This is a genomic window from Myxococcus sp. CA040A (assembly GCF_013336725.1).
In the GTDB taxonomy this organism is placed as follows: domain Bacteria; phylum Myxococcota; class Myxococcia; order Myxococcales; family Myxococcaceae; genus Myxococcus; species Myxococcus llanfairpwllgwyngyllgogerychwyrndrobwllllantysiliogogogochensis.
Genome location: NZ_JABUMR010000003.1, coordinates 269,745 through 295,691, shown reverse-complemented (window position 1 = coordinate 295,691; position 25,947 = coordinate 269,745). Strand labels below are relative to the sequence as shown.

Genomic DNA, 25,947 nt, shown 5'->3' with positions numbered 1-25,947 from the left:
TTACAACCATGGACCTTCGCGGTGGCAGGGCACGAGGGGGACGGACATGGCGAAGCATCGATGGGGGCAAATACTTACGCGTCTGGCTTGCATGACATGGCTATGCGGCGGCGCGCCAGGTTGCGGCACGGACCAGCCCGAGGCACACGAGGACGGCGCATCGTCGGACAGGGTGGGGACTCAAACCGCGAGGCAGGCGCCCATCTTCACGGAAGACCTCTTCTACGACCACTGTCCGAGGGGGACGCAGGCGCAAGGTCCCACCATCCATGTCGCGAAGACCGGCCCACGAGACCCCACGAAGCCTCTGGGGTCCAACGAGAATCCCTACTCCACCATCATGGCTGCGGTGAAGGTCGCCCGGCCGGGAAACGTCATCGTGGTGCGAGCAGGCGACTACAACGAGCAGGTCGCCATCACCGCTCCGAAGGGGGCTCGACCGGGCACCGCCGACGCTCCCATCGTCCTGAGGGGTGAGCAGGCCGCGCGTCCTCGCATCCTGCCAGCGGCCACCAACGTCGGCAGCCTGGTCATGGTGAGCCAGCCGTACTGGATCGTCCAGTTCTTCGAGGTGGACGTCCAAGGCAGACCGTCGTTCGCCACGCTCTTCGAGACCAACACGACCTGCTCCCAACTCCGCGACTCGAAGTTGCACGGAGGCAGGGCCGGCGGCGCCGTCATCGCCAGCTATGCGGAGTTCGTCCTCATCGACAACAACGAAATCTACGACTTCTCCAAGACGAACACGGACTCTCACGGCGTGGCGATCCGAGGCGTGTCCCGCGACATCTTCATCGTGGAGAACGACATCCACGACGTTTCGGGCGACGGGGTGCAGTGCCAACCGAATGGAGGCCGGCCCGCCATCATCCTCGTCGAGAGGAATCGACTGCATGCCACGGGGGAGAACGGCGTCGACGTCAAGGCCTGCGACGACCTCCTGCTTCACAGAAACATCATCTACGACTTCCCGAACATCACCCGCTTCCCCTGGCAGGCGAACACGTCCGCCGCCGAAGGCGTGCTGATTCATGAGGACGCGACGAACATCCAGATTCTGGACAATGAAATCTACCAAGCGGGCCGGGGCATCTCCATTGGCGGGAACAACGTCATCGACCGTCCCACCAACGTGCAAATTGAAAGAAACTACATCCACGACATCTACAACTATGCGTCGCGCACCAATGGACAGGGCATCCGCATCGTGAAGGGTGAAGGGGTACACATCATCAGCAACACCATCGAGCGAACCGCCGACGCCGGGCTCCGGCTCGCAGCGGACGAACCCAACGTCGTGTTTGGCCTCATTGTCTACGACAACGTCCTGCGGGATATGCGGCTGTTCGTGCGCCTGGGGCGGCCGGAGCACCGGCCCGGCATGGGGATGGACCGCAACCGCTATTTGGGCCCCATTGGAGTCTTCACCATCTCGGGTGCCCTGTGGGAGGGGACCCATGCCCAGTGGCTCAGCGCACTGGCCCCCTCCTACCTGGACCAGTTCTCGGTGAGAGTCCTCGTGCCCTCACGGGCAATCACCGAGCCAGTGCTCACGGAAGCCCTCTCCCCGACGTCGACGCCCGCGCCGTAGCGGGTTACCGCATCACACGCGCCCCGCCAGAAGGAGCCACAGGACTTCCGGCGGAGCCGTGCGTTCCCCTTGGGCGCGGCGCGGCATGCGGGAATCCCTATCCATGGCCCCATCATCTTGGACAGACCCCATGCAACTCATTGACTCCGGCAACCATTCGCATGCACAGCATATTGCCTTTGCGGGCATTCCGTGGCTTACTGGCTTTGCGTCTGATGGGCTTCTCTGAACCCAGGCGCCAAAGAAAGCGAAGACAACCATGTTCATGACGGGACTGCGTCGTTGTGCGCTGTTGGCTGGAATCGTTGCATTGACCGCGTGCGGAGGTCCGCTCCCGGAGGAGCAGGCCCCCATCGAGGCCACGCCTGGAGAGGAAATCAGTGAGGAGGCTGTTTCCGAGGGCGGAGAGGTCGATGCCCAGGCCTGCTCGCTGACCGTGGTGGAGGCCTGTTCACCCAATCTGCGGACCTGTGGCATCCGCTGCTGCGATGGAAAACTCATCCAGGCTCCGGACACGGCATGCGGCGCTTGTGAGCCCCTCGCATGGGAAGTCTGCGCCTGGCGCGGCGGCCCGTGGCACATTCGCTGGACGAACTGACGCACTGGCGAATCGCACGAACATCCGTCCATTCGTGCGGCGGACATCACACCGCGAAGTCATTGACGGCGTCAATCAATCGCGTCTTCCCACTCATCGCGCGCCCATCGGCGGGTCGCGAACCGTCTACCCTTACGCTGAGTGGAACGACTCCGACCTGACTGAAATCCATATTGTTTTGAACCCCGGGCGAGAATGCCCCCGCCGCTGCTTTGTCCTGGCGGTGGGGGCCGTCTCTCGCCTGGAGCGTCGCACCCACTTTCCCTATCCTCGGGGCTCATTCAACGAGGAGCACGCTGTTGGCCCGTATCGCATTCGTCGTGGTGGAGCCGTTCGCCGACTGGGAGCCCGCGCTGCTGGCGGCGGGGGCTCGCGAGGACTTCGGTGACAAGGTGTCGTGGTTGTCGCCAGGGGGGCGTCCGGTTTCATCGATTGGCGGAATGACCATCCAGGTCCACGGCGCACTCGAGGACTTCTCTCCCGACCAGGCCGATGCGCTCGTGCTGATTGGGTCCTCGCTCTGGATGACGCCCGAGAGCCCCGACCTCACGCCCGTGCTCCGGCGCGCGGCGGACGCGGGCCTCGTCGTCGCCGGAATCTGCGGTGCGACGCTCGCGCTGGCCCGGGCCGGCCTGCTCGATGACCGCGCGCACACCAGCAACGCCCTCGACTTCATCCAGCAACACGTCCCGACCTACAACGGCGCCGCGCACTATCGACCCGGGCCGCGCGCGGTGCGCGACGGACGCGTCATCACCGCGTCCGGCTCGGCGCCCGCGAGCTTCGCCTTGGAAGTGCTCGGCGCCCTGCATCCCGAAGCCACCAAGCCCCTGGCCGAGTTCCTCACGGAGTTCGGGCGCGAGCACCAGCCCACCTGAGCCTTCGCGCCCCCGGTGCGAACCCAGGGCGCTCCTCGCGTGTGCTTCAATGGCGGGAGCGCCAGTCCTCCCGCCGACTCACGAGGCAAACGATGAACCTCATCGAGCCCGTCATCTTCACCGCTGCGACCCTCTTCGGAGTGGCGGGTGCCGTGTGGGGCATCACCTCGGCCCCCATCTGGGGACTCGAGGGCTTCGTCGGCACCGCCATGCGTGGGCTCGGTGGCTTCGTCGGCGGCTTCATCGGCGGGGGCATCTCGTTCGCCGCGGTGCTCTTCGCCCTGGGCGCCCTGCTCGTCCTCAGGGACAAGGCACGCCAGAAGCGCTCGGGCGGGCCGAACCCGCCTCCCGTTCCCTGAAGTCGGGACATCGGTGTAGACGTCGCCCACGTCGACTCCTGCTTTTCCGGGCAACGCCCGTGCCGACAGGCACCGAGCAGACGAAAGGCCCTTGCGGCCCTTGGCCCTTCATTCCCGGCGACCTACTCTCGGAAGCAGTCCCATGGCTTCCGACCCCTACCGCGTCAATCCGGACGACCCGCGCGCGCCTCCCCAGGAGCTGTGGGAGCAACTGACACCCGAGGAGCGGGCCCAAATCGTCGACAGCCTTCCCTCCGAGTTCCCCGTCTCGCAGACGCACCCTCCCGAGGGGGACCCCCACTACGAGGCCAAGTCGCGAACGAGGGAGGTGCTCGGGAGCTTCTTCTCTCGCATCGGCCGCAAGGTGTACCTGGCTTGCGAGCTGCCCGTGTACTACCCGGGCGAGTCGATGTTCGCCCCGGACGTCATCGCCGTGGTGGACGTCGAGTCCCGTTCCCGCATGCGATGGATGGTGAGCGCGGAGGGAAAGGGCCTGGACCTGGCCCTGGAAGTCATCGTCGCGGGGGAGCGACGCAAGGACCTGGAGCGCAATGTGGAGCGCTTCGCCCGCCTCGGAATCCGCGAGTACTTCGTCTTCGACCGGGGCCGGCTGAGACTCAGTGGATGGAGGCTCGAGGAGGGACGCCGTGCCTACCGCCCCATCCTGCCTCAGCATGGATTCTACCGCTCGGAAGTGCTTGGCCTGGAGCTCCAGGTGGACGACGAGCGCCTTCGCTTCTACGTCGGCGGCGCGGCGCTTCCTGAAGCCCAGGAGATGATTTCCCGCCTTGAGCACATGATGGAGCGCGTCGAGGCAAGCCACACGGACCTGGAGCACCAACTCACCGAGGAGGTGCGCCTGCGCGCGGAGGAAACCCAGCGCCGCGAGGACGCCGAGCGTCGACTGGCAGAGGCCCTCGCCGAGTTGGAGCAACTGCGCGGCAAGCGGGACTGAGCCCCTCGCCTCGGGGTCGGACCCGGCTCCCCCGCCCTGAAACCGCGTAGGGTGCTCCCATGAAGCCCTCCACGAAACGCACCGCCCGACGCCCTCGCGCTCCGGACTTCCAGGCTCCTCCACCGGAGCTGGCGCTGCTGCTCGGCCCGCTCGAGACAGGAGACGAAGCCGCCCGACATCAGGCCGCCATGGTGCTGTTGCAGCGCAAGGACCCCGTCACGGCAAGCCACGTGGCCAGACTCCTGCGCACCGCCGCCGACCCCAAGGCCCGCGAGGTCTGCGCCTGGCTGCTCTGCAGCATCGACAAGGGCTCGCCCCCCGTCATCGAGGCCCTGCTCGAAGCCGCCGAGGACCCCTACGAGCACATGAGCGTCCGCGGTCAGTCCCTCGAGGCCCTCAGGCCATCAACGTCGTCGGGCCTGAACCGGCGCATCTTCCAGACCCTCATCGGACTCCTCGAACACCCCGCCGTCGAGCTGCGCTTCTGGTCCTGCTTCGCCCTCGGCGCCCTCAAGCACCGCCCCGCCATCCCCGCGCTCCGCAAGGTCGCCGAGGAGGACGAGCGGGTGAACCCGGGCTGGTGGTACGTCGCCGAGGAAGCCCTCGACGCCATCGACCACATCGAGTCGAGGGAGTCTCCCGACCGCATCCCCGTCATGCGTCGAGGCAAGCAGGACTGAGTCCCTCGCCTCAGGTCTGATAGCCGCGCGCCTGCAAGCGGAACAGGTGCGCGTAGCGCCCGTCCTTCGCCATCAGCGCGTCATGGCTGCCCAACTCGTCCACGCCGCCGTTGTGCAACACGGCGATCTGGTCCGCCATCCGCACCGTGGAGAAGCGGTGCGAAATCACTATCGCCATCCGGTCCGCCGCCAGCGCCTGGAAGCGCTCGAACAACGCGTGCTCCGCCTCCGCGTCGATGCTCGCCGTGGGCTCATCCAGAATCAGTACCTCCGCGTCGTCCCGCATGAACGCTCGCGCCACCGCCAGCTTCTGCCACTGCCCCGCCGACAGCTCCTGCCCCTTCTCGAACCACCCGCCCAGCATCGTGTCGTACTGGCTCGGCAGCGTCTCAATCACCCCGCTCGCCCCACCCTGCTCCGCCGCCTTCACGATGCGACCCCGGTCCTCCAGCGCCGGCACGTGCCCCAACCCGATGTTCTCCGCCACATTGAACTGGTAGCGCACGAAGTCCTGGAACACCGCCCCGAAGCGGCTGCGCAAATCCCCCACGTCCATGTCCCGGATGTCCACGCCCCCGTAGAGGATGACCCCCTCCGTCGGCTCGTACAGCCGCAACAACAGCTTCAACAACGTGCTCTTCCCCGCCCCGTTCTCCCCCACCAGCGCCAGCTTCTGTCCCGGCCGCAGCGTCAACGACACGTGCCTGAGCGCCCACGCCTCCTTCCCCGGATAGCGGAAGGACACGTCGCGCAACTCGATGTCGTTGGTCGGCCCGCGCGGCGGTGACTTCGCCGGCAACACCCGGGGCGACTCGCTGCCCGTCGGAATCTCCAGGTACGTGAAGAGATTGCTCATGAAGAGCGCGTCCTCGTACATGGAGCCCACGCTCGTCAGGATGCCCTGGAACGCCGCCTGCCCCTGCCGGAACACCCCCAGGTACAACACCATGTCGCCCACGGTGATGGCCCCATCCGCCGCCCGCCCCGCCACGAACAGATAGCAGCCGTAGAAAGCCGCCAGCGACAACACTCCCAAACCCAGACCCCACCCCATCCGCTTGAAGGCCAGCGCGCGGTCCTCCGCGAAGAACTTCCGGAACAGCTCCCGGTAGCGCCCCAACACCAGCTCCCCCAACCCGAAGAGCTTCACCTCCTTCACGTGACTGTCGCGCGTGAGGATCCACTCCAGGTAGTTCAGCTTGCGCCCCTCCGGCGCACGCCACGAGTAGAGCCGGAAGCCCGCCATCGCCAGCCGCGCCTCCGCGATGAACGCCGGAATCGACGCCACCACCAGCACGACGACGCTCCACGGCGACAACGCAATCAACAGCGCCGCGAAGGTGGACAACGTAATCGCGTTGCGGACGATGGAGAACGCCTGCATCACCAGCGACAGCGGACGACTGCTCGCCTCGCGCCGCGCGTTCTGCATCTTGTCGTAGGTGTCCGAGTCCTCGAAGTGCTGAAGCTCCAGCTCCAGCGCCTTCTGCAGAATCCGCTCGTTGAGCAGGTTGCCCAGGTTCGCGCGCAACAGCTCCCGCGTCAGCGTCAGCCCCCGCTCCACCACCGCCGAGCCGAGCATCAGCCCGAACTCCAGCCCCACCAGGCCATAGACGCGCGAGTGCGCCTCCGCCGAGCCCTGCGCGGACGCCACCACCGCGTCCACAATCAGCTTGCCCACCCAGGCGATGCCCGCCGGCAACACCGCCGCCACCAGCGTCAGCGCCCCCAGCAGAACCGCCCCCTGGGGGCTCGCCCGCCAGAAGAGCTGGAACGTGCCGGGGAGCTGCCGGAACAGGCTCCCGGCGCCCTTCAGGCGGTCTTTGAGGGAGGTCTTCGCGGGGGGCGTGGCATCAAGAGGACGAGGAGACACAGGGCGCGTTCATAACGCGCCCGGCGTCCGCGCGCTTGGCCCCTCACGACACCGCACGTCCTTCGTGCCGGGACACCAGCACGTCGCACGAGGACCTCGCCAGCACCCGCTCCGCCAGCGAGACGCCGCCCCCCTCGGCCTGCCCCGAGCCCGCTAGCGCCAGCAGGTCCGTGCCCAACTCCGCCGCGTGCGCCAGGATGCTCTCGCCCGGCTCGCCTCCACGCAGCCGGGCCTCCAATTCGCGCCCCGTCTCCCGGTACGGAGCCAGGAAGCGGGCGAGCGCCACCCTCGCGGCGTCCTCCCGCTCCCGCTGCAACACCAGGAAGCGCTCCGGTGACGCCCCCCGCGCGCGCAGCGCCGCCTCGTCCGCGCGGGTGTCCACCACGTGCAACACCTCCACCAGCGTCAGGGGACACAACCTCAGCGTCAGCTCCAGCGCCCTCCGGGACTCGCGCGAGAAGTCCACCGCGACCAGCGGGCTCGCATACGGCCGCGCCGGATGCGGCAACACCGTCAGCACCGACGTGTCCAGCCGCCGCACCATCCGTCGCACCGTCGAGCGCTCACCCAGCTCCCGTCCCGGCGCCGTCACGTGCGTGCCGCCCAGCACCACCAGCTCCGCGCCCTGCTCGCGCGCCACCGCCACCGCGGCGTCCACCGCGTCTCCCCGGCGCAGCTCCTCGTGCACCGTCACGTCCTGCCGCTGCCTCAACCGCCGCGCCACCGCGCTCACCGCCTTGCGCAGACACCGCTCTCCCGCCACGATTCCCGCGGGCGAGCCCTCCAGCGGAGGCCCCGCGTGCATCACCGTGAAGGTGGCTCCCATGCCCAGCGGAAGCCGCAGCGCCCGGGCCAGCGCCAGCTCGGAGCGCAGCGAGAAGTCCGTCGCCACCACCAGGCGTGTCATGCCCCTCGGGCCCCGGGAGGGCCCGGGTGACAACAATGGAATGTCCAGCCGGGTCAGCTCGTGCTGCCTCATCGCGAGACCCTCCTTTCGTCTGTCCCTACTTCTTTAGTGTCGGCGCCGTGGGGCGGTGACACGCCATCCCATGCACCTGACGCGACCTGGGCGAGCCGTTGCTCGTCGGTCCGCCGCCGTGACGCGGCGATGTCCAAGTCCTCGCTCCGAAGATTCAGGCCCTCGCGCCCAGATGCCACCCGTGCCGCGGGGACGGCGCGTGCCCGAGCAGACGACAGAGCCCCAAGGTCCTCGCGTGCACCGCTCCCCCTGCCGCCTGGATGACGCGCGCTCGCCGCGTGGCCCGGCGCTTCAGTCGGGTGACAGCGACGTCGTCCCGACTCAGACCTGGGTGAGGGTGGAGCACGACACCTCGTCGCGGGAGGCGAGACGTCACGAAGGGAGGCAGGGGCTCAAGCCCCCGCTGCGCGCGGGAAGGAGAAGTGCGTCGCACGGTGGACGGCCTCCCTGAAAAAACTCCAGGCGTCTGGCGTCCGTATCTCACGTGAGTCGTAAGGGACATGCACCCGGGCACGAAGATTGGCCCGCTTGGCACGTCCGAGGAGCGACAGAGCGACTCCTGCGGGCCGCGAGCAGCACGGCCGAGGCTTTGCAGATGGGGTGCTACGGCAGCGCGGTGGGTGGCGGGTCGGACGGGATGCTGAAGAAGGGGGAGGGCCAATGCGCGGGGTCATCACCGGCAGAGAGGTGGTCACCAATCTGGGTCTCATCTACCGAGAGTTCGGCGCGGGCTGTGTGCTGCGCTGCTTGTGGGTGATGCTCAGTGGGAAGACCACGACGTTTCTTGAAGTGGCGTGTCCACCCGCGGCGAAGCGCTAGGGCGGATACAACGGCGACGGGTCACGAGGGCATGCCCCGCGACCCCGCCGTAGCAATCATCGTCTTCGCGGTACCGGACTAGGGCTCATCGCGGCGAGGCTTGTCGTCGTCCACCGCGTCCCGGACCGCACGCTTGGCGTCCTCGACCTTCTCCTTGGCGTGGCCCTTCGCCGTGTCGACCTTGCCCTCGGCCTCCAGCGAGCGGTCGCCCGTCGCGGCGCCCACGGTCTCCTTGATCTTGCCCTTGGCCTTGTCGATCAACTCACCCATGACGCATCTCCTTTGGCTTTGAGCTCCTGAGAGCCGTTGTGGTGAGAGTGTGAACACGCGCCGGGTGGCATGCAGGCGGCGCGACGACGCTCGCCTGCCCTGGGAGCATCAACGGCGGAGGCGCATCGGCCCGCCCGGGAGCCCACTTCGCCCAGCAACGGGAGGCCCGCTCGTTGATGTAGGTGCCGGTGTCAGCCTCCTGCCTCGCACACGCCAGGAGCTCCGCGTGGAGCGGCCCACGCGCCACCCGCGCCTCGGAGCAGGGGGGTGGTAATCCCATAATTTTCCTTGAATTGCCTGACATGCAGACAGACAGGAGGTAGGGTCCCGCGCCGGTGCTGACGACCATGCAGACACGCTGCCTGGTTGGAATCCTTCTCTCAGGCTGAAACGGGACATTGACGCAAGGCGCGCCGGCCCGCACGCTGAGGTCACTGCCACCCCGGAGTCACTGCTTCCCGATGTCTACTCCTCCGCTTCCGACCCCTGGCGCGCTGTTCCGGCGGATGTACCTGCTGCGGTCCCTCATCACGACGGTGGCCTTCTGTCCGGCCCTCTACGTGGACATGCAATTGCTCTCACTGGAAGGGCCGCGCGCGACGCGCATCCTCCTGGGAGTCATCACGCCGCTGGTGTTGGGGTTGTGCGCGGTGGCGCAGCCGGTGCTTGTGATTCCGTGGCTCCTGAAGCGCGCCATGGCCTCGCAGGGGAAGCTGCGCGTGGAGCGGCTGATCCGCATCCCTTCGACGCTGGCGTTCGGCGAGTCGATGGTGTCGTGGTTCATTGGAGGGGTGCTCTTCAACGGCGGCGTGGCGTTGCTGTTGGACAGGCCCATGTCGGTGGTGCCGGTGGGCGTGGCGGTGGCGGTGAGCGCGGGGCTGTTCAGCAGCCCGCTCCTGTACATGCTCTATGAGCAGATGCTGATGCCCACCGTGCTGGAGGCGTACCAGCGCGCGCCGAGTGCCCGGCCCGCGGGCGAGGGCTTCGCGCCGAGGCAGCTGTGGCTGCTTCCGGCCACCGTCGTGTCCGCGCTGCTCGTCACCTGTCTGACGAGCATCGTCACCCTGCACCTGAGGCTGGAGCGGGAGATGGGCGCGCTGGCGGCCGACATCGAGTCACGAGGACAGGCCGCGTCGGCCGACCGCGTGCGCGCCACCGTGGCGCCGCTGCAGCGCGACCTGGTGCTGCCGGTCATCATGTTCGGCGGTTATGCCGCGCTGGGTTCCATCCTCACGGCGGCGTGGGCCGCGCGCAGGCTCGCCAAGGGCTCGCGGGCGGTTGGTGCGTCGCTGGAGGCGTTGGTGGAAGGCCGCGCCGCGCCGCCGCGCTGGGTGTCCACGGACGAGCTGGGTGACCTGGCGGCGACGACGTGGCAGCTCTATCAGCGGCTCCAGGAACTGCCTCGTTCGCTGCGCTCGTCGGCCGGGGACCTGGCCCAGGCGGGCAACCGGTTGTCGGAGGCCAGCAGCCAGCAGAACCAGACGTTGTCGCGACAGGCCGCGGCGCTGCATCAGGCGCGCGCCACCGCGCAGGAAATCCAGCAGGCGTCGCATGTGGCGGCCTCGCGCGCCACCAGCATCCTCCAGGTCGCCGAGCGCGCCGCCGCCGTGGGCCGGCTGGGCGAAGAGTCGCTGCTCGGCACCGAGAAGGGCCTCGCCTCCATCCGCGAAATCGCCGACGGGCTGCATGAGCAGATGCAGGACCTGGGGCAGCGCGCCCGCGAGGTGGGTCGCGTGTCGGAAGTGGTGAAGGCGCTGGCGGACCAGTCGCACATGCTGGCCATCAACGCGGCCATTGAAGCCACGCGCGCGGGTGAGCACGGCAAGGGCTTTGGTGTGGTGGCGCGGCAGATGCGCGAGCTGGCGGACCAGTCCGTCCAGGCCACCAATCAGGTGCGCGGCTTGTTGGAGACGATGGCCTCGGCCGCAACCCAGGCGACGGAGATGACGGACCGGGGTGCGGCGGGTGTGGAGACGGCGCTGACGCCGCTGCGCACCAGTGGTGAGCGGCTGCGCGAGCTGGCCACGCTGTCCCGCGAGTCCGCGTCCGCCGTGCGGCAGATCGCCGAGGCGGTGGCCCAGCAGCACCAGGGCGTGGACCAGCTCTTCGCCGCCGTGCGCGAGCTGGACGAACTCACGACGGACACGCTGCGCCACCTGGACACCACGCAGCAGGCCGCCGTCGCCGTCACGCATGCGACGGGACAGGTGTCCCAGCTCGCGCAGCGCTACGTCTGAAGCAGCGTCGCTTCCTCCGCTGACACCGGAGGCTCGGGCGCGAGCCTCCGTCCAGTGCGCGGCGCTACGTCTGAGTCCGCGCCTGCTCCTCCGCTGACACCGGAGCCTCCGACGCGGGCCTCCGACGCGGGCCTCCGCCCAGCACATAGTGACGTCTGAGCCGGTGGCGCTTCCTCCGCTGACACTGGAGGCTCGGGCGCGGGCCTCCGCCCAGCGCATCGTGACGTCTGCGCCAGCGTCGCTTCCTCCGCTGACACTGGAGGCTCGGGCGCGGGCCTCCGCCCAGCGCATCGTGACGTCTGCGCCAGCGTCGCTTCCTCCGCTGACACCGAAGGCCCGGCGAAGGCCTCCGCCCAGTGCGCGGCGCTACGTCGGAGCCAGCGTCGCTTCCTCCGCTGACACCGGAGGCTCCGGCGCGAGGTGCCCATCCAACGTCAGCACTGGCGCGCGCAGCAGCACCATCACCTGTCCCGCGAGGACACCCAGGCGAGAGAGCCGCTCACGAGGCTCCTCGCCGCCCTCCTCGAAGCTGGCCGCATCCAGGTACGTCAGCTGAACCTCCGCGCGCCCCTGGAGCGCTCCCACCCGCGCGTCGAGCGCGGCCAGTCGCGCGAGCAGCGCCTCCAGGAAGTCCGTGGCCCGCGTCAGCGTCGCCACGCAGTCCTCCAGACACCGCACACGCGCCTCCACCGTGTCCGGCGCGGGCGATGCGGCCCAGGGCGCCGCGGCGTGGAATAGCGACACCCCATCCACCACCACCGGCACCGCGTCCTCCTTCAACCAGCCCCGCTCCAACCACTCGAGCACGGGCACCAGCTCCAGCGGCGCCGTCGCCCCTGAACCGAACAGCGGCCACGCACGCCGCGCCGCTCGCGACACGGGCTCGGCGGGCAGCGCCTCCAACGCGGCCAGGGCCTCGGCCGGAAGGACATCCTCCCGCCTCGCATGCTCCCACCGCTCCAGGCGCGCCAGCAGCCCACGCAGCGGCTCCACCACCTCCGCCTTCGCCTTCACCTGCCGCTCGCCCAGCGAGGTCATCCCCACGCGCACGCGCAGCCGGGTCGACTTGAGCGAGCCCAACGCCACCGCGTGCCGCTCACGAGCCGCCCGGACCTCCGGCGGCTCCGGCGCCCCCACGAGGCCCTCATCCAGGACCCGCTTCACGCCGAGCCCCAGCGCCGTCAGCACCAGGCCACCCACCGCCAACGGGATGAAGAAGGGCATACGCTCGCGACCTCCACGGACAGGGTGACAGCTTCGCATCCGTCACGCCCCCACGCGAGGGACCCCCTCCGTTCGCATGGAGGGGAAGGAAGCTCAGCCAGCGCGCGCCCGGGGCGCCTGCATCGACGACGGGCCCGCGGCCTCCCGCGTCGCGTCGTCCAACGGCGGCACGTACGGCCAGCCCGGCAGCGGACCCTGGCCCGCCTCGCGGTTGAGGTAGTCCGCGGCGATGTTGGCGCTCTCCATGATGGTGAGCAGCCCACTGCCCGGATGCGTGCCCCCACCCACCCAGAACAAGCCCTCCACGTCCGGACTCTTCACCCGGGGCCGCAGCGGCCCCAATTGCATCCATGTATGAGAGAGATTGAAAACCGCGCCCCGGAACACGTTGAAGTCATCCCGCCAGGTCTCCGCCGTGAAGTAGCGCTCCTCGCGAATGTGCTCACGCACGCCCTTCAGCCCCACCTTCGCGAGCATGTCTGGAATGCGCTCGCGCAACGTGGCCTCCGTCTTCGCCCAGTCCACGGGCCGCGCCGTGTTGGGCGTGGGCACGAGCACGTAGAGCGTGGAGTGCCCCTTCGGCGCGCCGGACGGGTCCGTCACACACGGGTTGCACACGTAGAAAGGCGGGTCGTCCACGTCGACGCTCCGGTCCTCCAGCGCGTCCCGGTCCGTGCGCCGCGCCGCCTCCGAGAGATAGATGAGGTGGTGCGGCAGGTCCTCGTAGCGCGTGTCCAGCCCGTAATACGCCATGAACGTGCTGCACGAGTACTTCGCCTTCTCCAGCGCCGCGTCCGTCAGCCGCGAGCCCTCGCGCGCCTCGGCGGGCACCAGCTTCGTCGCCGCGTACGGCAGGTCCGCGTTCATCACCACCGCGTCCGCGTCCAGCACCTCGCCCCCCACCAGCGTCACGCCCACCACGCGCCCCGCCTCCACGCGCACGCGCTCCACCGGCGCGCCCATGCGGAACGTCGCGCCCAAATCTTGCGCGCACCGCATCATCCCTCGCGCCAGCTCTCGGAAGCCGCCGTCGACGTGCCACACCCCGAAGGCCAGCTCCAGGAAGGGAATCACGCTGAACACCGACGAACACGTCGTCGGGTGCAGGCCCAGGTACTTCGACGGATACGCCAGCGCGTACGTCAGCCGGTCGTCATGGAAGAACGAGTCCAGGTGCCGGTACAGCGTCTGCCAGGGCTTGAAGCGCAGCGTGGGCGCCAGACGCCAGGGGGCGTAGTAACCCAGGCTTCCCGCGTGCGTGCAGATGAACTTCTCGTACGCGACGCCGTACTTCTCCTTCCCTTCCGCCAACCACCGGCGCATCGCCGCGGCCTGCTCCGGACCGAAGCGGGCGACCTCCGCCTCCATGCGCTCCGGGTGTCGGCTGGTGTCCAGGTGGGTGCCATCCCAGAAGTGCACCCGCGTGTTGACGTCCAGGGGGACCAGCTTCACGTAGTCCGCCAACCGCCGGCCCGCCCGCTCGAAGATGCGCTCCAACACACCGGGGAGCTGGAGGATGGAAGGACCAGTATCGAGCGAATACTCGCCCTGCGGTCCGAGCGTCAGGCCCTTCATCCGCCCGCCGGGCACCGGGTCCTTCTCCACCACCGTGACTCGAAAGCCCTGGCCGGCCAGGTTGATGGCGGCGGACAGCCCACCCGGTCCCGCTCCCACGACGATGACGTGACGCACCATGGCTCCTAGAATGCCCTGAGCGAGCAGCCGTTGCAGTGTCCGTGGTGCGAACGGGCGGGCGGGGATTGTGTTTCGGCCCCGGACGTTTCTCCTGGAGGACACGCGCGGGTGGGGACGGCTTGAAGGGGGCCGCCGCGCACTCGAAGCTCGCGTCGTCGTTCTCCCGGCCCCTTCCCCGGCAACCTCCCTCCGGTCCTGCTTCCGCGAAGCCGTGTCGCCCCCCCTCCTCTCCCACCTGCGCCGCAACGCGGCCGCGTATGGCGCCCTGCTGACGGGGCTGCTCATCACCGCGGGGGCCACGGCCTACGTCCAGCGCGGCGTGGACCTGCGCCGGGAGCAGCTCTTCGAGAACGCCGTCACCGACGGAAGCGTGGCGCTCCTGCAACGCATGGACATGTACCAGGCCATGTTGCTGGGCACGCGCGGGGTGTTCAGCGGCAGCCAGGAGGTGGAGCGGCGGGAGTTCCGCGCGTACACCGCGAGCCTGGAGGCCCGGCGGCGTTTTCCTGGCATCCAGAGCATCGGCTTCGCCCAGTGGCTTCGCGAGGAGGACCTTCCACGGCACGAGGCCGAGATGCGCGCCGAGGGCTTTCCCGACTATCGCGTCCGTCCCCGCATCGTGCGGCAGGACCACGCCGTCATCACCATGGTGGAGCCCTTCGACGGGAACAACGCTCGCGCGTTCGGCTTCGACATCGCGTCCGAGCCCGTGCGTCACGCGGCCCTCCAGCGCGCGCTGGAGACGGGGCTGCCCGCGGCCTCTGGCAAGGTGAGGCTGGTGTCGGAGCCGAAGAGCACACCAGACCGACAGGTGGGCTTCCTGCTCTACGTGCCGCTCTACGAGGAGCCCGAGCCCTCGACACCCGAAGCACGCCGCGCCCAGATTCAGGGCTTCGTGTTCGGCGCCTTCCGCATGAGGGACCTGGTGGAGGGCCTGCGCTTCCCCGGCTTCCAGTCCACCATCGACCTGACCATCTACGATGGGGGCGGCACCCGCGCGACGGACCTGCTCTACACCTCGCGCTCCGAGCAGACCCCGAAGGGGCGCGGCCTGCTCCGTGAGCAGCTCACCGTGCTGGTGGCGGGAACACCCTGGACGCTGGTCTTCACCACACGGCCCGCCTTCTTCGAGGGGACGCGCTCCAGCCACCCAGCCACGGTGGCGGGCGGGGGGCTGCTGATGTCGCTGCTGGTGTTCCTCGTCACGCGCGCCCAGGTGAACGCGAGGGCCAGCGCGGAGCGCGCCAGCGCCGAGCAGCGACGACTGGCGAGCGAGGCCCGAGCGGCGGTGCGGGTGCGCGACGAGTTCCTCAGCGTCGCCGCGCACGAGCTGCGCACGCCGCTGACGTCCCTGAAGCTCCAGCTCCAGCTCCTCTTCCGACAGCTCCACCAGGGCGAGCCGGTGGACACGGTGCGCCTGGAGCGCGGCGTGGAGACCTGCGAGCGGCAGACGACCCGACTCACCAAGCTGGTGGACAGCCTGTTGGACGTGTCGCGGCTGTCGAGCGGCAAGCTGGAGCTCCAGTTGGAGTCACTGGAGCTGGGAGAGCTGGTGCGTGAGCTGGTGCACCGCTTCGAGGCGGAGGCGCAGACGATGAACGTGCGCCTGGACGTGGACACGCCCGAGCCGGTGACGGGCCGGTGGGACCGGCTGCGGCTGGAGCAGGTCATCACCAATCTATTGTCCAACGCGCTCAAATACGGACACGGCGCACCGGTGGAGGTGCGCGTGCTCGGGGACGAGGCGGAGGCCCGACTGGAGGTGAGGGACCGGGGCATCGGCATCGCGCCCGAGGACGCGGCGCGCGTGTTCGACCGCTTCGAGCGCGCGGTGTCCAGCCGCCATTACGGCGGTCTGGGCCTGGGGCTGTTCATCACCCGCCAGCTCGTCGAGGCACATGGCGGACGCATCTTCCTGGAGAGCCACCCCGGTCAGGGCACCACCTTCATCGTGGTGTTGCCTCGCGCCGGACCGGTCCCCGGCACGCCGCTGCCACCCCCGCCCCCGACGGAGCCCACCGGGCCGCTCGCGCCCTGAGTGGGAGCCGAGCCCGACGGGAGGACACGCCCCTCGCCGGGCTCGCGCCACCTGTCAGCGGTAGTACGGGGACACGGCCGCGGAGATGCGGTTCACCAAGTCCTCCGTCTGGACCCGGTCGGCCTCGGGCAGCGACGGGAGCCCGATGGTGAGCGTGTCACGCAGCTCGCGCAGCAGCAGGTACGCGGGCAGCGACTGCTGGGCCTTGAGCACATCCACCAGGGTGCGGCGCGCGGCGTACCCGCGCACCCCATCCGTGTTGAGGATGATGGCCTCGATGTCGGCGAGCATGGGCGTCAACAGCGCGGGCGTCAGCGCGGGGTTCGAGGTGAAGTAGCCCCGGTCCGTCGCCGGGTCCAGATACAGGCGCTGGAAGATGCGCCGCGTGAGTTCATCCGCGCGGGCCGGATAGTCGGGCCGGGCCCCCGGGGGAATCACGAGCGGCGGACGCAGCTTCGCCATGAGGAGGTCGTAGGCCAGCACCTGCGTCGGCGGGTCCGCGACGCGCACGAACCCCAGGTAGGGAGACGAGGAGCGGTTGAAGTACCCCTGCAGTCGCTCCCAGGAGAGCGGGCTGTTCAGCAGGTAGTCCTCATGTCGCTGGAACACCGGGCCGTGCCACTGCGCGAGGGAGTCCGCGAAGCGGTCATACGTCATGCAGTACGGGTCCGTGCGCCGGTCGTCATCCGAGCAGAACGGCTCCGTGGGCAGCGTCGACGACAGGCCGTAGAGGTAGCGCACCGCGCTCGTGTCATAGCTGCCCGGGGCGCCCATCAGCGCCATGTCCACGGGGTCCAGGTAGTCCATCACCGATGAGGAGGCGAGGGACGTGGGACTTCCGTCGTTGACGCGGGAGCCGGAGAAGTTGTGGCGCAGGCCCAGCGTGTGCCCCACCTCATGCAGGATGATACCGGTGATGTAGCGCTCCACCTTCTGCTTCTTCGTCAGCCCCGCCAGCCGCCCGTGGGCCTCCGCCTGGACGCGTGCGCGCGCCTCGCGTGGGTCCGGTGCGCGCATTCCACAGGAGTCACCGCCCGACAGGCCGCCCCAGGTCAGTCGCAGGGAGTCCTCCGGCCGCGTGTCTGGCACGGGAGGCACCAGGGCCGTGTCCTCGTCGTAATAGAACAGCCCGTTGAGCATCCAGCTCAGCGAGTAGTAGACGCTCGCGCCCCGAATCTCGCCGGTGTCGGGGTTGCTGCGCCAGTTCGCGAAGGCCAGGGGCATCAGCTCGTCCGTGTCGACGATGACGACGTTGCGGTCATCGTCGGCGAAATCCCGCATGCCGCCCCCGACGACGGCCTCGAACACCTTGAAGCCGAACACGGCATTCCAGCCCTCGATGCCGCGCTTCATCGCGCCCACGACGTCATATCCCTGGAGGCGCGGGTCCTGCTGCGCCGCGAGCACGGTGTCCATGATGTGCCAGCGGATGGGTGTCATGCCCGGGTAGACGTTCCACTTCACGGCCACCTGGCGAATCTCCTCCACCGTCGTGTTCGGAACGATGCTCCGGGCGCTGCGGAAGTAGTGCTCCCGAGGCGGCAGCGGCGTGGGCGTGTAGCCCGGCCCCTCCGCGTATCGGCGCAGGGAGATGCCCAGGGTGCCCGCGGCCCGGAAGGCGTTGTCCTCGTTGTAGTAGGACGCCCACTCGTAGGGCAGGTCCGAGTAGCCCGTGAAGACCTGCTCGAAGGCGACCCCATCGGCGAGCCGCCGGAAGCGCTGCGCGAAGCTCAGCTCCACCTGGAAGTGGATGGTGTTCACCCCCAGCCTGTCACCCACCACGCCGTAGCGGTTGAGCCCCTCCGAGGGGTCGATGAGCACATACTGGCTCGCGCCCGGCAGACGGTTGAAGGCGCGATGGTCCGTGACGATGGGGTACGCATCCACCAGCACCTGCGGGTCGAACACGTCGCTCATGACCTTGCGTCGGTCGACGTCGAAGACGAAGAGCTTGCCGTTCTGCTCCTCGAAGCTCACCACCTGGCTGCCCAGCACCTCGCCCGCGAACTCGCCGACGCCGCCCGGGTGCCACTGCTTGGTGAACGCGGTGAGGAACCACTTCTGCTTCAGCTCACCGCGCCGGATGGCCAGGTAGAAGCTGGCCCCCGCGTTGTCCACCACGCCGTCGAGCCGCTGGGAAATCGTCGCCCGCTGCTCCGCGCTCATCTCCCGGGGGATGGAGATGAAGGCTCCTTCCAGCTCCACCCCGAGGTCCACCTCCGGGGCGTCTTCCGGCACGGAGGCGGGCGGAGGGTCGCCGCAGCCCGTGCTTAGAAACATCGCCAGCGAAAGGGCGCTCCACCACGCTCGGCGTCTGTGATTGCTCCATTGAGGCATGCCGTGCTCCACACAACCGGATGGAGGGATTTCCATCCGGTGTCGGAGCAACGGGACGCCTTCACGGCGCCCCTCACGCGCGACAGGCCATGACCACCGCGGCGCAACGACTCCGCCGCGGGAACGATATGGATTTCACCGGGAAGCGTTCCTGCCCGCCCCGAGGTGCGCGAACCGGGTGTTACTCGTACGTCGGCAGACAGCGGCTGCCGACCGCCGTGTACGGCTGCCAGACACAGCGCTGCGAGCCCGTCCTACAAGCCTCCTGCGTCTTGAACTGCGCGCAGAAACACTCCCAGGCATTGGCGCTGGAGCAGAGCTCCTGCTCCGTCCCGGAGACAGCCTCCGGCTCGGTTCCAGCGGACTCGACACCACCACCACACGCGGACAGACCCAGGAGCGAAAACAGCACGACCAAGCGACGCATGATGTGAACTCCAGCGCGATGAGGGCGCAGCCACCCTCGGTGAGCTGGACCTTGCCTCAGGCATCAGAGGGGTGTCCAGGATTACAAGGAAATAAGAATTTCCCAGCAACGACAGTGCCTCGTGAGAGGCACCGATTCCTAGACACCGACGGACGACAGGTGGCGCAAGGTGGAGGGTGGCGCGGCGCTACCAGGCGTAGTCCTCGGGCGCGGGACGGTGCCCCGGGAAGATTTCATCCAGCCGGGCCAGGGCCTTGTCATCGAGCTTCACCTCGAGCGCTCGGAGCGCCGCGTCGAGCTGCCCCGCGGTGCGGGGTCCGATGATGGGCGCGGTGACGGCAGGTTGGTGCAGCAGCCACGCCAGCGAGACGTCACCCGGCTCGTGTCCCAGCTCGGCGGCGAGACTCTCGTAGCGTTCGATTCGCTCGCGATTCTTCTGGAGGGCTTCCTGCGCGCGGCCCTCCAGCCGGCGCTTGCCCTCGCGCTCCTTCTTCAGCACGCCGCCGAGCAGACCGCCCTGGAGCGGAGACCACGGCAGGATGCCGACGCCGTAGTGCTGAGCGGCGGGCAGCACCTCCAGCTCCACGGTGCGCGCCATCAGGTTGTAGAGAGACTGCTCGCTCACCAGCCCCATGAAGTCGCGTCGCGCAGCGGCGGCCTGGGCCTGGGCGATGTGCCAGCCCGCGAAGTTGCTGCTGCCGACATAGAGCACCTTGCCCTGGGCGACGGCGACCTCCATCGCCTGCCAGATTTCCTCCCACGGCGTGGCGCGGTCCACGTGGTGGAACTGGTACAGGTCGACGTAGTCGGTGCGCAGCCGCTTGAGGCTGGCGTCCAGCGCGCGGCGGATGTTGAGCGCGGACAGCTTGCCCTCGTTGGGCCACTCCCCCATGGGGCCGTAGAGCTTGGTGGCGAGCACGGTGCGCTCGCGCCGACGGCCGCCCTGCGCGAACCAGTTGCCGATGATCTGCTCGGTGCGGCCCTTGTTCTCGCCCCAACCGTAGACATTGGCCGTGTCGAAGAAGTTGATTCCCCGCTCCAGCGCGGAGTCCATGATGGCGTGCGCGTCAGGCTCCTCGGTGGTCCAGCCGAAGTTCATCGTGCCCAGGCACAGCCGACTGACAGAGAGCCCCGAGCGCCCCAGGTTCGTGTACTTCATGTCGACTCCCTCGCGGCCGGATGGAAGGACGCAGCACATTGGGGAACGGTCCGGCCGGATGCCGTTCGAGCGCGCCACAGTGACGACTTGCATCCAGTGCGTCGAGCCCGAACAGGACCACCGTTCAATCCCTGCCCTTCGACCCGGACCCTCGCGGGGGGCGTCACGAGCGTCGGGGTGCCACGGGATCAGCGCAGCGCCACCGACGTCATTCGCGACACGATTCGCAGACAGGCCTTGAGGGCGGGGCCTGGGGGCGTGGGAGCGCGGGCAATCACCAGGTCCACATGGCGGGGAGCTCCCGCGACGGCGCGGTAGACAGCGCCCTCTCGCGAGAAGGTGCGGACCGACTCCGGGAGGATGGCGCACCCGAGCCCGGCCGCCACCAGGCTCACCATGGTGAACCACTCCACCGCCTCGGTGACGAACGTGGGCGTAAACCCCGCCTCCAGGCACATGCCCATCATCGCGTCATGCAGCGACGGCGCCGTGTCCCGCGCGAAGCCGATGAAGGGCTCATCCGCGAGCTGCTCCAGCGGCACCCGCGCGCGGCGCGCCAGCCGATGACGCGACGGCAGCACCAGCACGAGCGGCTCCCGGCGCAGCGTGTCGACGCGAACCCCTGGCGCGATGACGGGCCCGCGCACGAAGGCCACGTCGAGCTGTCCCAGCCGGACCTCTTCCAGGAGCGTCACGCTGTCCGCCTCACGCAGCATGAGGTGCACGTCCGGGTGCTCGGCCCGCAGACCGCGCAGGACATCCGGCACGAGGGCGAACGCGGCCGGATTGACGAACCCGACGCGCAGCAAGGACTGCTGCTCCCTGGCGGTGCGCTGGGCAGCCTCCGCCGCATGGGACAGGTGGACGAGCGCTCGCCTTCCCGCTTCGAGCAGCGTCCTGCCCGCCGGGGTCAGCTCGACGCGCCGCCGGTCCCGCTTCAGGAGCTGGCAGCCCAGCTCCTCCTCCAGCCGGCGAATCTGCTGACTCAGCGCGGGCTGCGCCAGACGCAGCCGCTCCGCGGCCTTGCGGAAGTGCAGCGTCTCCGCGACCGCGATGAAACACGTGAGGCGACGGGCATCGAGTGTGGGTGAGATCACTTCGCTATCACAGGCCTGGATTTCGGTATTGGACGCGAGCCGGGGAGCTGACTTCTAACGGAGCCCATGTCCTCGAGCATCATGGCCTTCCTGGCATCGCTGTCACTCGCCATTTCGGGCGTGCCCCGGTTCGAGCCCGCACCCTGCCCCGCCACCGTGGAAGCCGGGGAGCGCATCGACTGTGGGTTCCTGGTGGTTCCGGAGAATCGGAACAAGGCGGAAAGCCGCTCCATCCGGCTGCCGGTGATGCGCCTGCGAAGCCGCGCCGAGCGCCCGGCGAAGGACCCGCTGCTCTTCATGCCGGGCGGTCCCGGGGTCAGCGCCGTGGCCCGGCTGCGCTCCGGGAAGAAAAACCTCCTGCTCGACGAGCGCGACCTCATCGTCCTCGAGCAGCGCGGCGTGAAGATGTCCCAGCCAGCGTTGGAGTGCCCCGAAATCAACACGCTCAAGGGTGAGATGGCGGCGGGCCGGCTGCGCGGCGCCAGTGCCCAGAACGCGCTGACGAAGGCGGCGGGCCGTTGCCGTGCGACGTTGACGGCGTCCGGGGTCGACCTGGACGGGTACACGACGACGGCGACGGCGGATGACATCGAGGATTTGCGCAAGGTCCTCGGCTACGAGACGTGGAACCTCCAGGGCCTCTCCTACAGCACGCGGTTGATGCTCACCGTGCTGCGCAGACATCCGGCGGGAGTGCGCTCGGTCATCCTGGATTCGGTGCTGCCGCCCGAGGTGAACTTCGACGAGGTCGCCGCGGTGAACCTGCTGCGCTCGCTCGACCTCGTGTTCGACGGGTGCGCCATCGACCGCGAGTGTTCGGCCGCGCATCCCGACTTGCGCAAGCGCTTCGCCCAGCTCGTCGCCACCGCCGAGCGCAAGCCCTTGCCGCTCGGCTTGAAGGAGGCCGCGACGGAAGGGCGCCCGGTGGAGGTGCGCGGGGCGCAGGTCGTCGAGGCCCTCTATTCGGCGCTGCATGACCCCGAGCGGATTCCCCTCCTCCCGCGCATCATCAGCCGGGCGGCGGCGGGCGATTACTCGGAGCTGACGCCGCTGGTGGAGGACAGCCTGGGTCCGTCGACGATGAGCTGGGGGCTGCGGCTGTCCGTCTGGTGCTCGGAGGAGACTCCGTTCGAGGACCCGAAGCGCATCGCTGCGCAGCGCTCACCGGCCCTGGGGCTGGGCGGGGTGGACGAAGGGACGGCGTCCGTGGAGACGTGCCGGGTGTGGAACGTGGCACCGGTGCCCGCGGAGGAGAACACGCCGGTGAAGAGCGACGTGCCGACGCTCATCTTCGCGGGGGAGTTCGACCCGGACACGCCTCCTGACTGGGGACGGCAGTTGCTCGAGTCCATGCCACAGGCCCGCTACGTCGAGCTGCGGGGCTACAGCCATGGCGCGTCGTTCAATCGCTGCGGCGGACAAGTCACCATGGCCTTCCTCCGCGACCCCAAGGGGCCACTGCCCCTGGACTGCGTCCTCCAACTTCGCGGCGCGGACTTCGGCAAGAGCGCAGCGGCCCCTTGAGGCGCCGTTGCGTCCGAGGCGCTAACCTCTGGAGGCATGACGACCAGGACACTCCCGTTCCGAGGGAGCATGAGCCACAAGCCTTCCGAGAGCCTCCGTCACGATATCGAGCGGTGGCTGAGAGAGTTCCTGCTCAATCCCACGGAGCCCGCTGACCAGCGCGAGCGGGCCCGCGAGCTCGGCGGGCTGCCCCTGTATGCCGACATGGGTGGCCTGGTCGTCCTTCGCCCAGACGGCACGGCGTTGACGTACGACTGGGAGGACTCCAAGTCCGAAGCGACCGATGACGTGTGGAAGGTGATCGCACTCACCACGAGTCGCGAGAAGTATCCCGGACTGCGGGAGCTGTTGCCCGAGCGTACCGTGAGCGCGCTCGACTGCGCGGCCTGCACGGGGACGGGGTCCATCCTCCGCGCCACGTGCGGGAAATGCCTGGGCCTCGGCTGGCACGAGCCAGAGGCCGTTGGCGTCGCGGGTTGAAGGAGCCTCGCCGGAAGCCGGCGTCACTCCATCAAGCCACGTGAGACGCGCGACGAACGCGCCGCTGCACGAAGTGGTTGAGCAGCAACACCACGCCCCACCACACCAGCCCCCAGACAAGGACGACCGCGACCCAGCCGAGCACCGAAGGTCCGGCCCAGCCGCCCGACGGTTCCTGTGACAAGACTGGGAGCCCCAGGGCACGCAGGGGCATCAGCGGCAGGTAGACGGAGCCGGCCAGCGCGGGCGCAATCGACGCCGGGACGAACACAATCGCGAGGAAGTGCAGCGCCATCATCGCGCCCCAAGCCACCCATCGAATCAGCATTGCGTCACAGCCTCTGGTGACCGGGCCCATGAGTCAAGGGCAGCCTCAGGGCACGGCGAAGGCACGCAGGTGCGTCCACTCGTCCTTCACCGTCGCTGCCAACATCGCCTCCTGCAGCGAAGGGAGAGGCCACGCGTCAAGCTCGAGACTCCTCGAGACGCGCGCGACCTCTCGTCCCTCTTCGAGAGCCAGCACCGCTTGGGTGAGTCGCTCGGAGTCGATGAGCAGCATGGCCCCCTCCCTCATCGTGTTCAGCCCCACCAGGCGCTCGACGAGCGTCGACTCGGCCGCCATGCGCTCACCCAGGGACCACAGCACCCGCCCCAGCCGCATGCGGTGGTCAGCGGAGAGCCCCTCGCCGGAGGCCTTGACGACCTTGGAGATCAAATAGGGCCCGTCAATCACCAGCTCACTCACCGTCACCATGAAGGCGCCATTCTCGGGGTGAGCCACCCCCGCTGACCTCAAGAGCCGCTCCGCTTGCGCGTACATCGACACGGTGGACGTGGGCCGGAAGTCGGGCAGGGCCGCGATGCGCTCCAGTTCGCGGAGCTCTTCGTCGGTGAACGGCGCATCGGCCACGCGAGGCTCCAGCAAGAGCAGGAGGGAGCGCTGCATGTCCGTCGGCGCATCCTCCGCGAAGCGACGGAGTCGTGACCGCAACAGGTCGCGCTGCTCCCCAACCAGGACATCGCGCTGGAAGAACGCCAGGGCGGCCAGCAGCAATCCAGGGTCCTTGACCTCCTCCAGATGCGCGAACAGCCAGCGCCGCGACTCCGCATCAAGCTCGTCGCCGGCGAGCGCGAGCACCAGCCGGACCTCCGCGCTGTTCGTCCGCCCCCAGGCTCCAGCCAGCAGTGCCTTCGCCTTCTCCAGGAGATCACCCATCCCGTCGAACAGGTCGCGGTCCTGGAACCCCGGACGACCCGCCTTCCTCCACGCCCACAAGAATGAGTCGCGCCAGTCCTCTGTCGGGTAGGTACCGCGCCTCTCGATGAGCGCTTCGAGGACCGGTGCTTCGAGACTCGCGGGCGCCGATGCGCGCAGGCGCTTCACCATCCCCGTGGCCTCCTTCAGCGAGCCCCGCTCCAAAAAGACACAGGTCTGGACGAAGAGGGCCTTCGCGTCCGTGGGCGCGTCAGCGAGGGCTTCATCGAGTTGCCGCTGCGCGGTGTCGAAGTCCTTCCGCTCCGTGGCCTCGACAGCGCGCGCCACTCGCACGGAAGTCTGCTCCCGCTGGGACAGCAGCAAGGGAGTGGCCTGAGGATGCATACCGCCCGGGGTGGTGGAACACGCGGCGACGAACAGGAGCAGGAAGGAACGCGCGAAAGACATGGGCGCTCCGAGCCTACCCGAAGTCACCGTGGAGACCCGCCCCTGCCCTGGCGGCACGCGGGTGGTGCATTTCTTCCAAGCGCTCGCGGCCCGTTCGGGGTGGAATCCGCGTCCAACATCCTGGAGGCCACACCCCATGTCGTCGACCGCTTCACCGCTCGCAGCCCCCGAACCGTGGGACCTCGTCGCGCCCGAGTACGTGCGCGAGCTGCTCCCCGTGTTCGAGAACTTCGCCCGGGACGCCCTCTCTCGCATGGCCGTCGGCCCGGGCTCGCGCGTGGTGGATGTGGCGGCGGGTCCCGGCACCCTCTCCCTGCTCGCGGCGCGACAGGGCGCCCGCGTGACGGCGGTGGACTTCGCCCCCCAGATGCTCTCCGCGCTGCGTGAGCGCGCCACCGCGGAAGGGCTCGACATCGAAGCGCTCGCGGGCGACGGCATGGCCCTGCCCCTGCCCGACCAGACGTTCGACACCGCCTTCTCCCTCTTCGGCCTGATGTTCTTCCCGGACCGCCCGCGCGGCTTCCGCGAGCTGCACCGCGTGCTCGTCCCAGGCGGCCGCGCCATCGTGTCGAGCTGGCTGCCCTTGGAGCACTCCCCCGCGATGAACACCGTCTATCAAAGCTTCGCGGAGCTGATGACAGGCGGCGGCGGTGGCGGTGGCGCGCCTCGGGACGGCATGATGCCCCTGTCGGACCGGGAGACGTGTCTGCGCGAAATGGCCTCGGCTGGCTTTGACGAGGTCGCCGTGTACGAGACGACGGCCCGCGCCGAATACCCATCCACCGCCGCCATGGTGGACTCCATGATTCGCGCGAGCGCCCCCGTCGTCCTGGCGCGCAAGGCCTTGGGTGAAAAGTGGCCCTCCATCCAGCAGGCCCTGCTGGAGAAGGTCTCCACCGTCCTGGGCCCGGGACCCCAGGTCGGCCTCTTCAATGCCTACCTCACCACTGGCATCCGCCATCCGTCCGCGGCGTCCAAGAACAGACACCCCACCCCCGACAAGCGTTGACCGAAAGACAGTCCCGCCACTTTCCCGGCCCCTGGAGCCCGGAACGCTCGATTGT

22 protein-coding genes are annotated in these 25,947 nt (G+C 68.9%); 11 read left to right on the top strand and 11 right to left on the bottom strand.

What is annotated here, in order from left to right; translation table 11 throughout:
• Positions 1–91 precede the first annotated feature (91 nt).
• The 5 genes from HUA75_RS13470 (at position 92) to HUA75_RS13450 (ending at position 5,061) form a co-directional block, all read left to right on the top strand.
• A complete protein-coding gene (locus HUA75_RS13470) occupies positions 92–1,591 on the top strand; it encodes a right-handed parallel beta-helix repeat-containing protein (RefSeq protein ID WP_254627563.1) in 1,500 nt (499 codons plus the stop codon).
• Positions 1,592–2,488: 897 nt separating this feature from the next.
• Positions 2,489–3,067: a type 1 glutamine amidotransferase family protein gene (locus HUA75_RS13465; RefSeq protein ID WP_174486637.1), complete on the top strand. Its 579-nt coding sequence runs from the start codon at positions 2,489–2,491 to the stop codon at positions 3,065–3,067.
• A 92-nt stretch (positions 3,068–3,159) separates the two neighbouring features.
• Entirely contained in the window at positions 3,160–3,426 is a 267-nt protein-coding gene (locus HUA75_RS13460) for a hypothetical protein (protein ID WP_174486636.1), read from the top strand.
• Between the two features lie 142 nt (positions 3,427–3,568).
• Positions 3,569–4,381 carry a Uma2 family endonuclease gene (locus HUA75_RS13455; protein ID WP_174486635.1) on the top strand — a complete coding sequence of 271 codons (813 nt, stop codon included), beginning with the start codon at positions 3,569–3,571 and terminating at the stop codon, positions 4,379–4,381.
• Positions 4,382–4,440: 59 nt separating this feature from the next.
• Positions 4,441–5,061, top strand: coding sequence for a HEAT repeat domain-containing protein (locus HUA75_RS13450; RefSeq protein ID WP_174486634.1), 621 nt, complete (start codon positions 4,441–4,443; stop codon positions 5,059–5,061).
• A 10-nt stretch (positions 5,062–5,071) separates the two neighbouring features.
• Here the strand turns inward: HUA75_RS13450 and HUA75_RS13445 are convergent, their stop codons facing one another.
• Positions 5,072–6,934: an ABC transporter ATP-binding protein gene (locus tag HUA75_RS13445; protein WP_141643334.1), complete on the bottom strand. Its 1,863-nt coding sequence runs from the start codon at positions 6,932–6,934 to the stop codon at positions 5,072–5,074.
• A 43-nt stretch (positions 6,935–6,977) separates the two neighbouring features.
• Complete coding sequence (locus HUA75_RS13440) at positions 6,978–7,913, bottom strand: universal stress protein (RefSeq protein WP_174486633.1); 936 nt, start codon at positions 7,911–7,913, stop codon at positions 6,978–6,980.
• Positions 7,914–8,573: 660 nt separating this feature from the next.
• On the opposite strand from HUA75_RS13440, the gene HUA75_RS13435 reads away from it, so the two are divergent.
• A complete protein-coding gene (locus HUA75_RS13435; protein ID WP_174453945.1) occupies positions 8,574–8,732 on the top strand; it encodes a hypothetical protein in 159 nt (52 codons plus the stop codon).
• A gap of 78 nt (positions 8,733–8,810) precedes the next feature.
• Here HUA75_RS13435 and HUA75_RS13430 read toward each other — a convergent pair whose 3' ends face one another.
• Positions 8,811–9,002, bottom strand: coding sequence for a CsbD family protein (locus tag HUA75_RS13430; protein WP_141643332.1), 192 nt, complete (start codon positions 9,000–9,002; stop codon positions 8,811–8,813).
• A gap of 461 nt (positions 9,003–9,463) precedes the next feature.
• Between HUA75_RS13430 and HUA75_RS13425 the strand changes: the two genes are divergently transcribed.
• Positions 9,464–11,239 (top strand): methyl-accepting chemotaxis protein, encoded by a 1,776-nt coding sequence (locus tag HUA75_RS13425; protein WP_141643331.1) that lies wholly within the window; start codon positions 9,464–9,466, stop codon positions 11,237–11,239.
• A gap of 366 nt (positions 11,240–11,605) precedes the next feature.
• On the opposite strand, the gene HUA75_RS13420 is transcribed toward HUA75_RS13425, so the two are convergent.
• Positions 11,606–12,463: a hypothetical protein gene (locus HUA75_RS13420; protein WP_174486632.1), complete on the bottom strand. Its 858-nt coding sequence runs from the start codon at positions 12,461–12,463 to the stop codon at positions 11,606–11,608.
• Between the two features lie 93 nt (positions 12,464–12,556).
• Positions 12,557–14,158, bottom strand: a complete 1,602-nt coding sequence (locus HUA75_RS13415) for an NAD(P)/FAD-dependent oxidoreductase (RefSeq protein ID WP_174460742.1) — start codon at positions 14,156–14,158, stop codon at positions 12,557–12,559.
• 211 nt (positions 14,159–14,369) lie between these two features.
• Here HUA75_RS13415 and HUA75_RS13410 point away from each other — a divergent pair, with 211 nt between their 5' ends.
• Positions 14,370–16,196 (top strand): CHASE domain-containing protein, encoded by a 1,827-nt coding sequence (locus tag HUA75_RS13410; protein WP_174486631.1) that lies wholly within the window; start codon positions 14,370–14,372, stop codon positions 16,194–16,196.
• A 54-nt stretch (positions 16,197–16,250) separates the two neighbouring features.
• Here HUA75_RS13410 and HUA75_RS13405 read toward each other — a convergent pair whose 3' ends face one another.
• The 4 genes from HUA75_RS13405 to HUA75_RS13390 all read right to left on the bottom strand — a co-directional run bounded on the left by HUA75_RS13405 (position 16,251) and on the right by HUA75_RS13390 (position 21,216).
• The gene (locus tag HUA75_RS13405; RefSeq protein ID WP_217446065.1) at positions 16,251–18,533 is read right to left on the bottom strand and encodes a zinc-dependent metalloprotease; all 2,283 of its coding nucleotides are present in this window, start codon (positions 18,531–18,533) and stop codon (positions 16,251–16,253) included.
• Between the two features lie 181 nt (positions 18,534–18,714).
• Positions 18,715–18,960: a hypothetical protein gene (locus tag HUA75_RS13400; protein ID WP_141643326.1), complete on the bottom strand. Its 246-nt coding sequence runs from the start codon at positions 18,958–18,960 to the stop codon at positions 18,715–18,717.
• Positions 18,961–19,147: 187 nt separating this feature from the next.
• Positions 19,148–20,119, bottom strand: a complete 972-nt coding sequence (locus HUA75_RS13395) for an aldo/keto reductase (RefSeq protein ID WP_174453941.1) — start codon at positions 20,117–20,119, stop codon at positions 19,148–19,150.
• Positions 20,120–20,307: 188 nt separating this feature from the next.
• The gene (locus HUA75_RS13390) at positions 20,308–21,216 is read right to left on the bottom strand and encodes a LysR family transcriptional regulator (RefSeq protein ID WP_174453940.1); all 909 of its coding nucleotides are present in this window, start codon (positions 21,214–21,216) and stop codon (positions 20,308–20,310) included.
• 66 nt (positions 21,217–21,282) lie between these two features.
• Here HUA75_RS13390 and HUA75_RS13385 point away from each other — a divergent pair, with 66 nt between their 5' ends.
• Together HUA75_RS13385 and HUA75_RS13380 are read left to right on the top strand one after the other, a co-directional pair.
• Positions 21,283–22,740 carry an alpha/beta fold hydrolase gene (locus HUA75_RS13385; protein ID WP_174486629.1) on the top strand — a complete coding sequence of 486 codons (1,458 nt, stop codon included), beginning with the start codon at positions 21,283–21,285 and terminating at the stop codon, positions 22,738–22,740.
• 69 nt (positions 22,741–22,809) lie between these two features.
• Positions 22,810–23,220 (top strand): hypothetical protein, encoded by a 411-nt coding sequence (locus tag HUA75_RS13380; RefSeq protein ID WP_174486628.1) that lies wholly within the window; start codon positions 22,810–22,812, stop codon positions 23,218–23,220.
• A gap of 31 nt (positions 23,221–23,251) precedes the next feature.
• Here HUA75_RS13380 and HUA75_RS13375 read toward each other — a convergent pair whose 3' ends face one another.
• Complete coding sequence (locus tag HUA75_RS13375; protein WP_174486627.1) at positions 23,252–23,548, bottom strand: hypothetical protein; 297 nt, start codon at positions 23,546–23,548, stop codon at positions 23,252–23,254.
• Positions 23,549–23,593: 45 nt separating this feature from the next.
• Positions 23,594–24,883, bottom strand: coding sequence for a M48 family metallopeptidase (locus tag HUA75_RS13370; RefSeq protein ID WP_254627562.1), 1,290 nt, complete (start codon positions 24,881–24,883; stop codon positions 23,594–23,596).
• Positions 24,884–25,019: 136 nt separating this feature from the next.
• On the opposite strand from HUA75_RS13370, the gene HUA75_RS13365 reads away from it, so the two are divergent.
• Complete coding sequence (locus HUA75_RS13365; RefSeq protein ID WP_174486626.1) at positions 25,020–25,892, top strand: class I SAM-dependent methyltransferase; 873 nt, start codon at positions 25,020–25,022, stop codon at positions 25,890–25,892.
• Positions 25,893–25,947 lie beyond the last annotated feature (55 nt).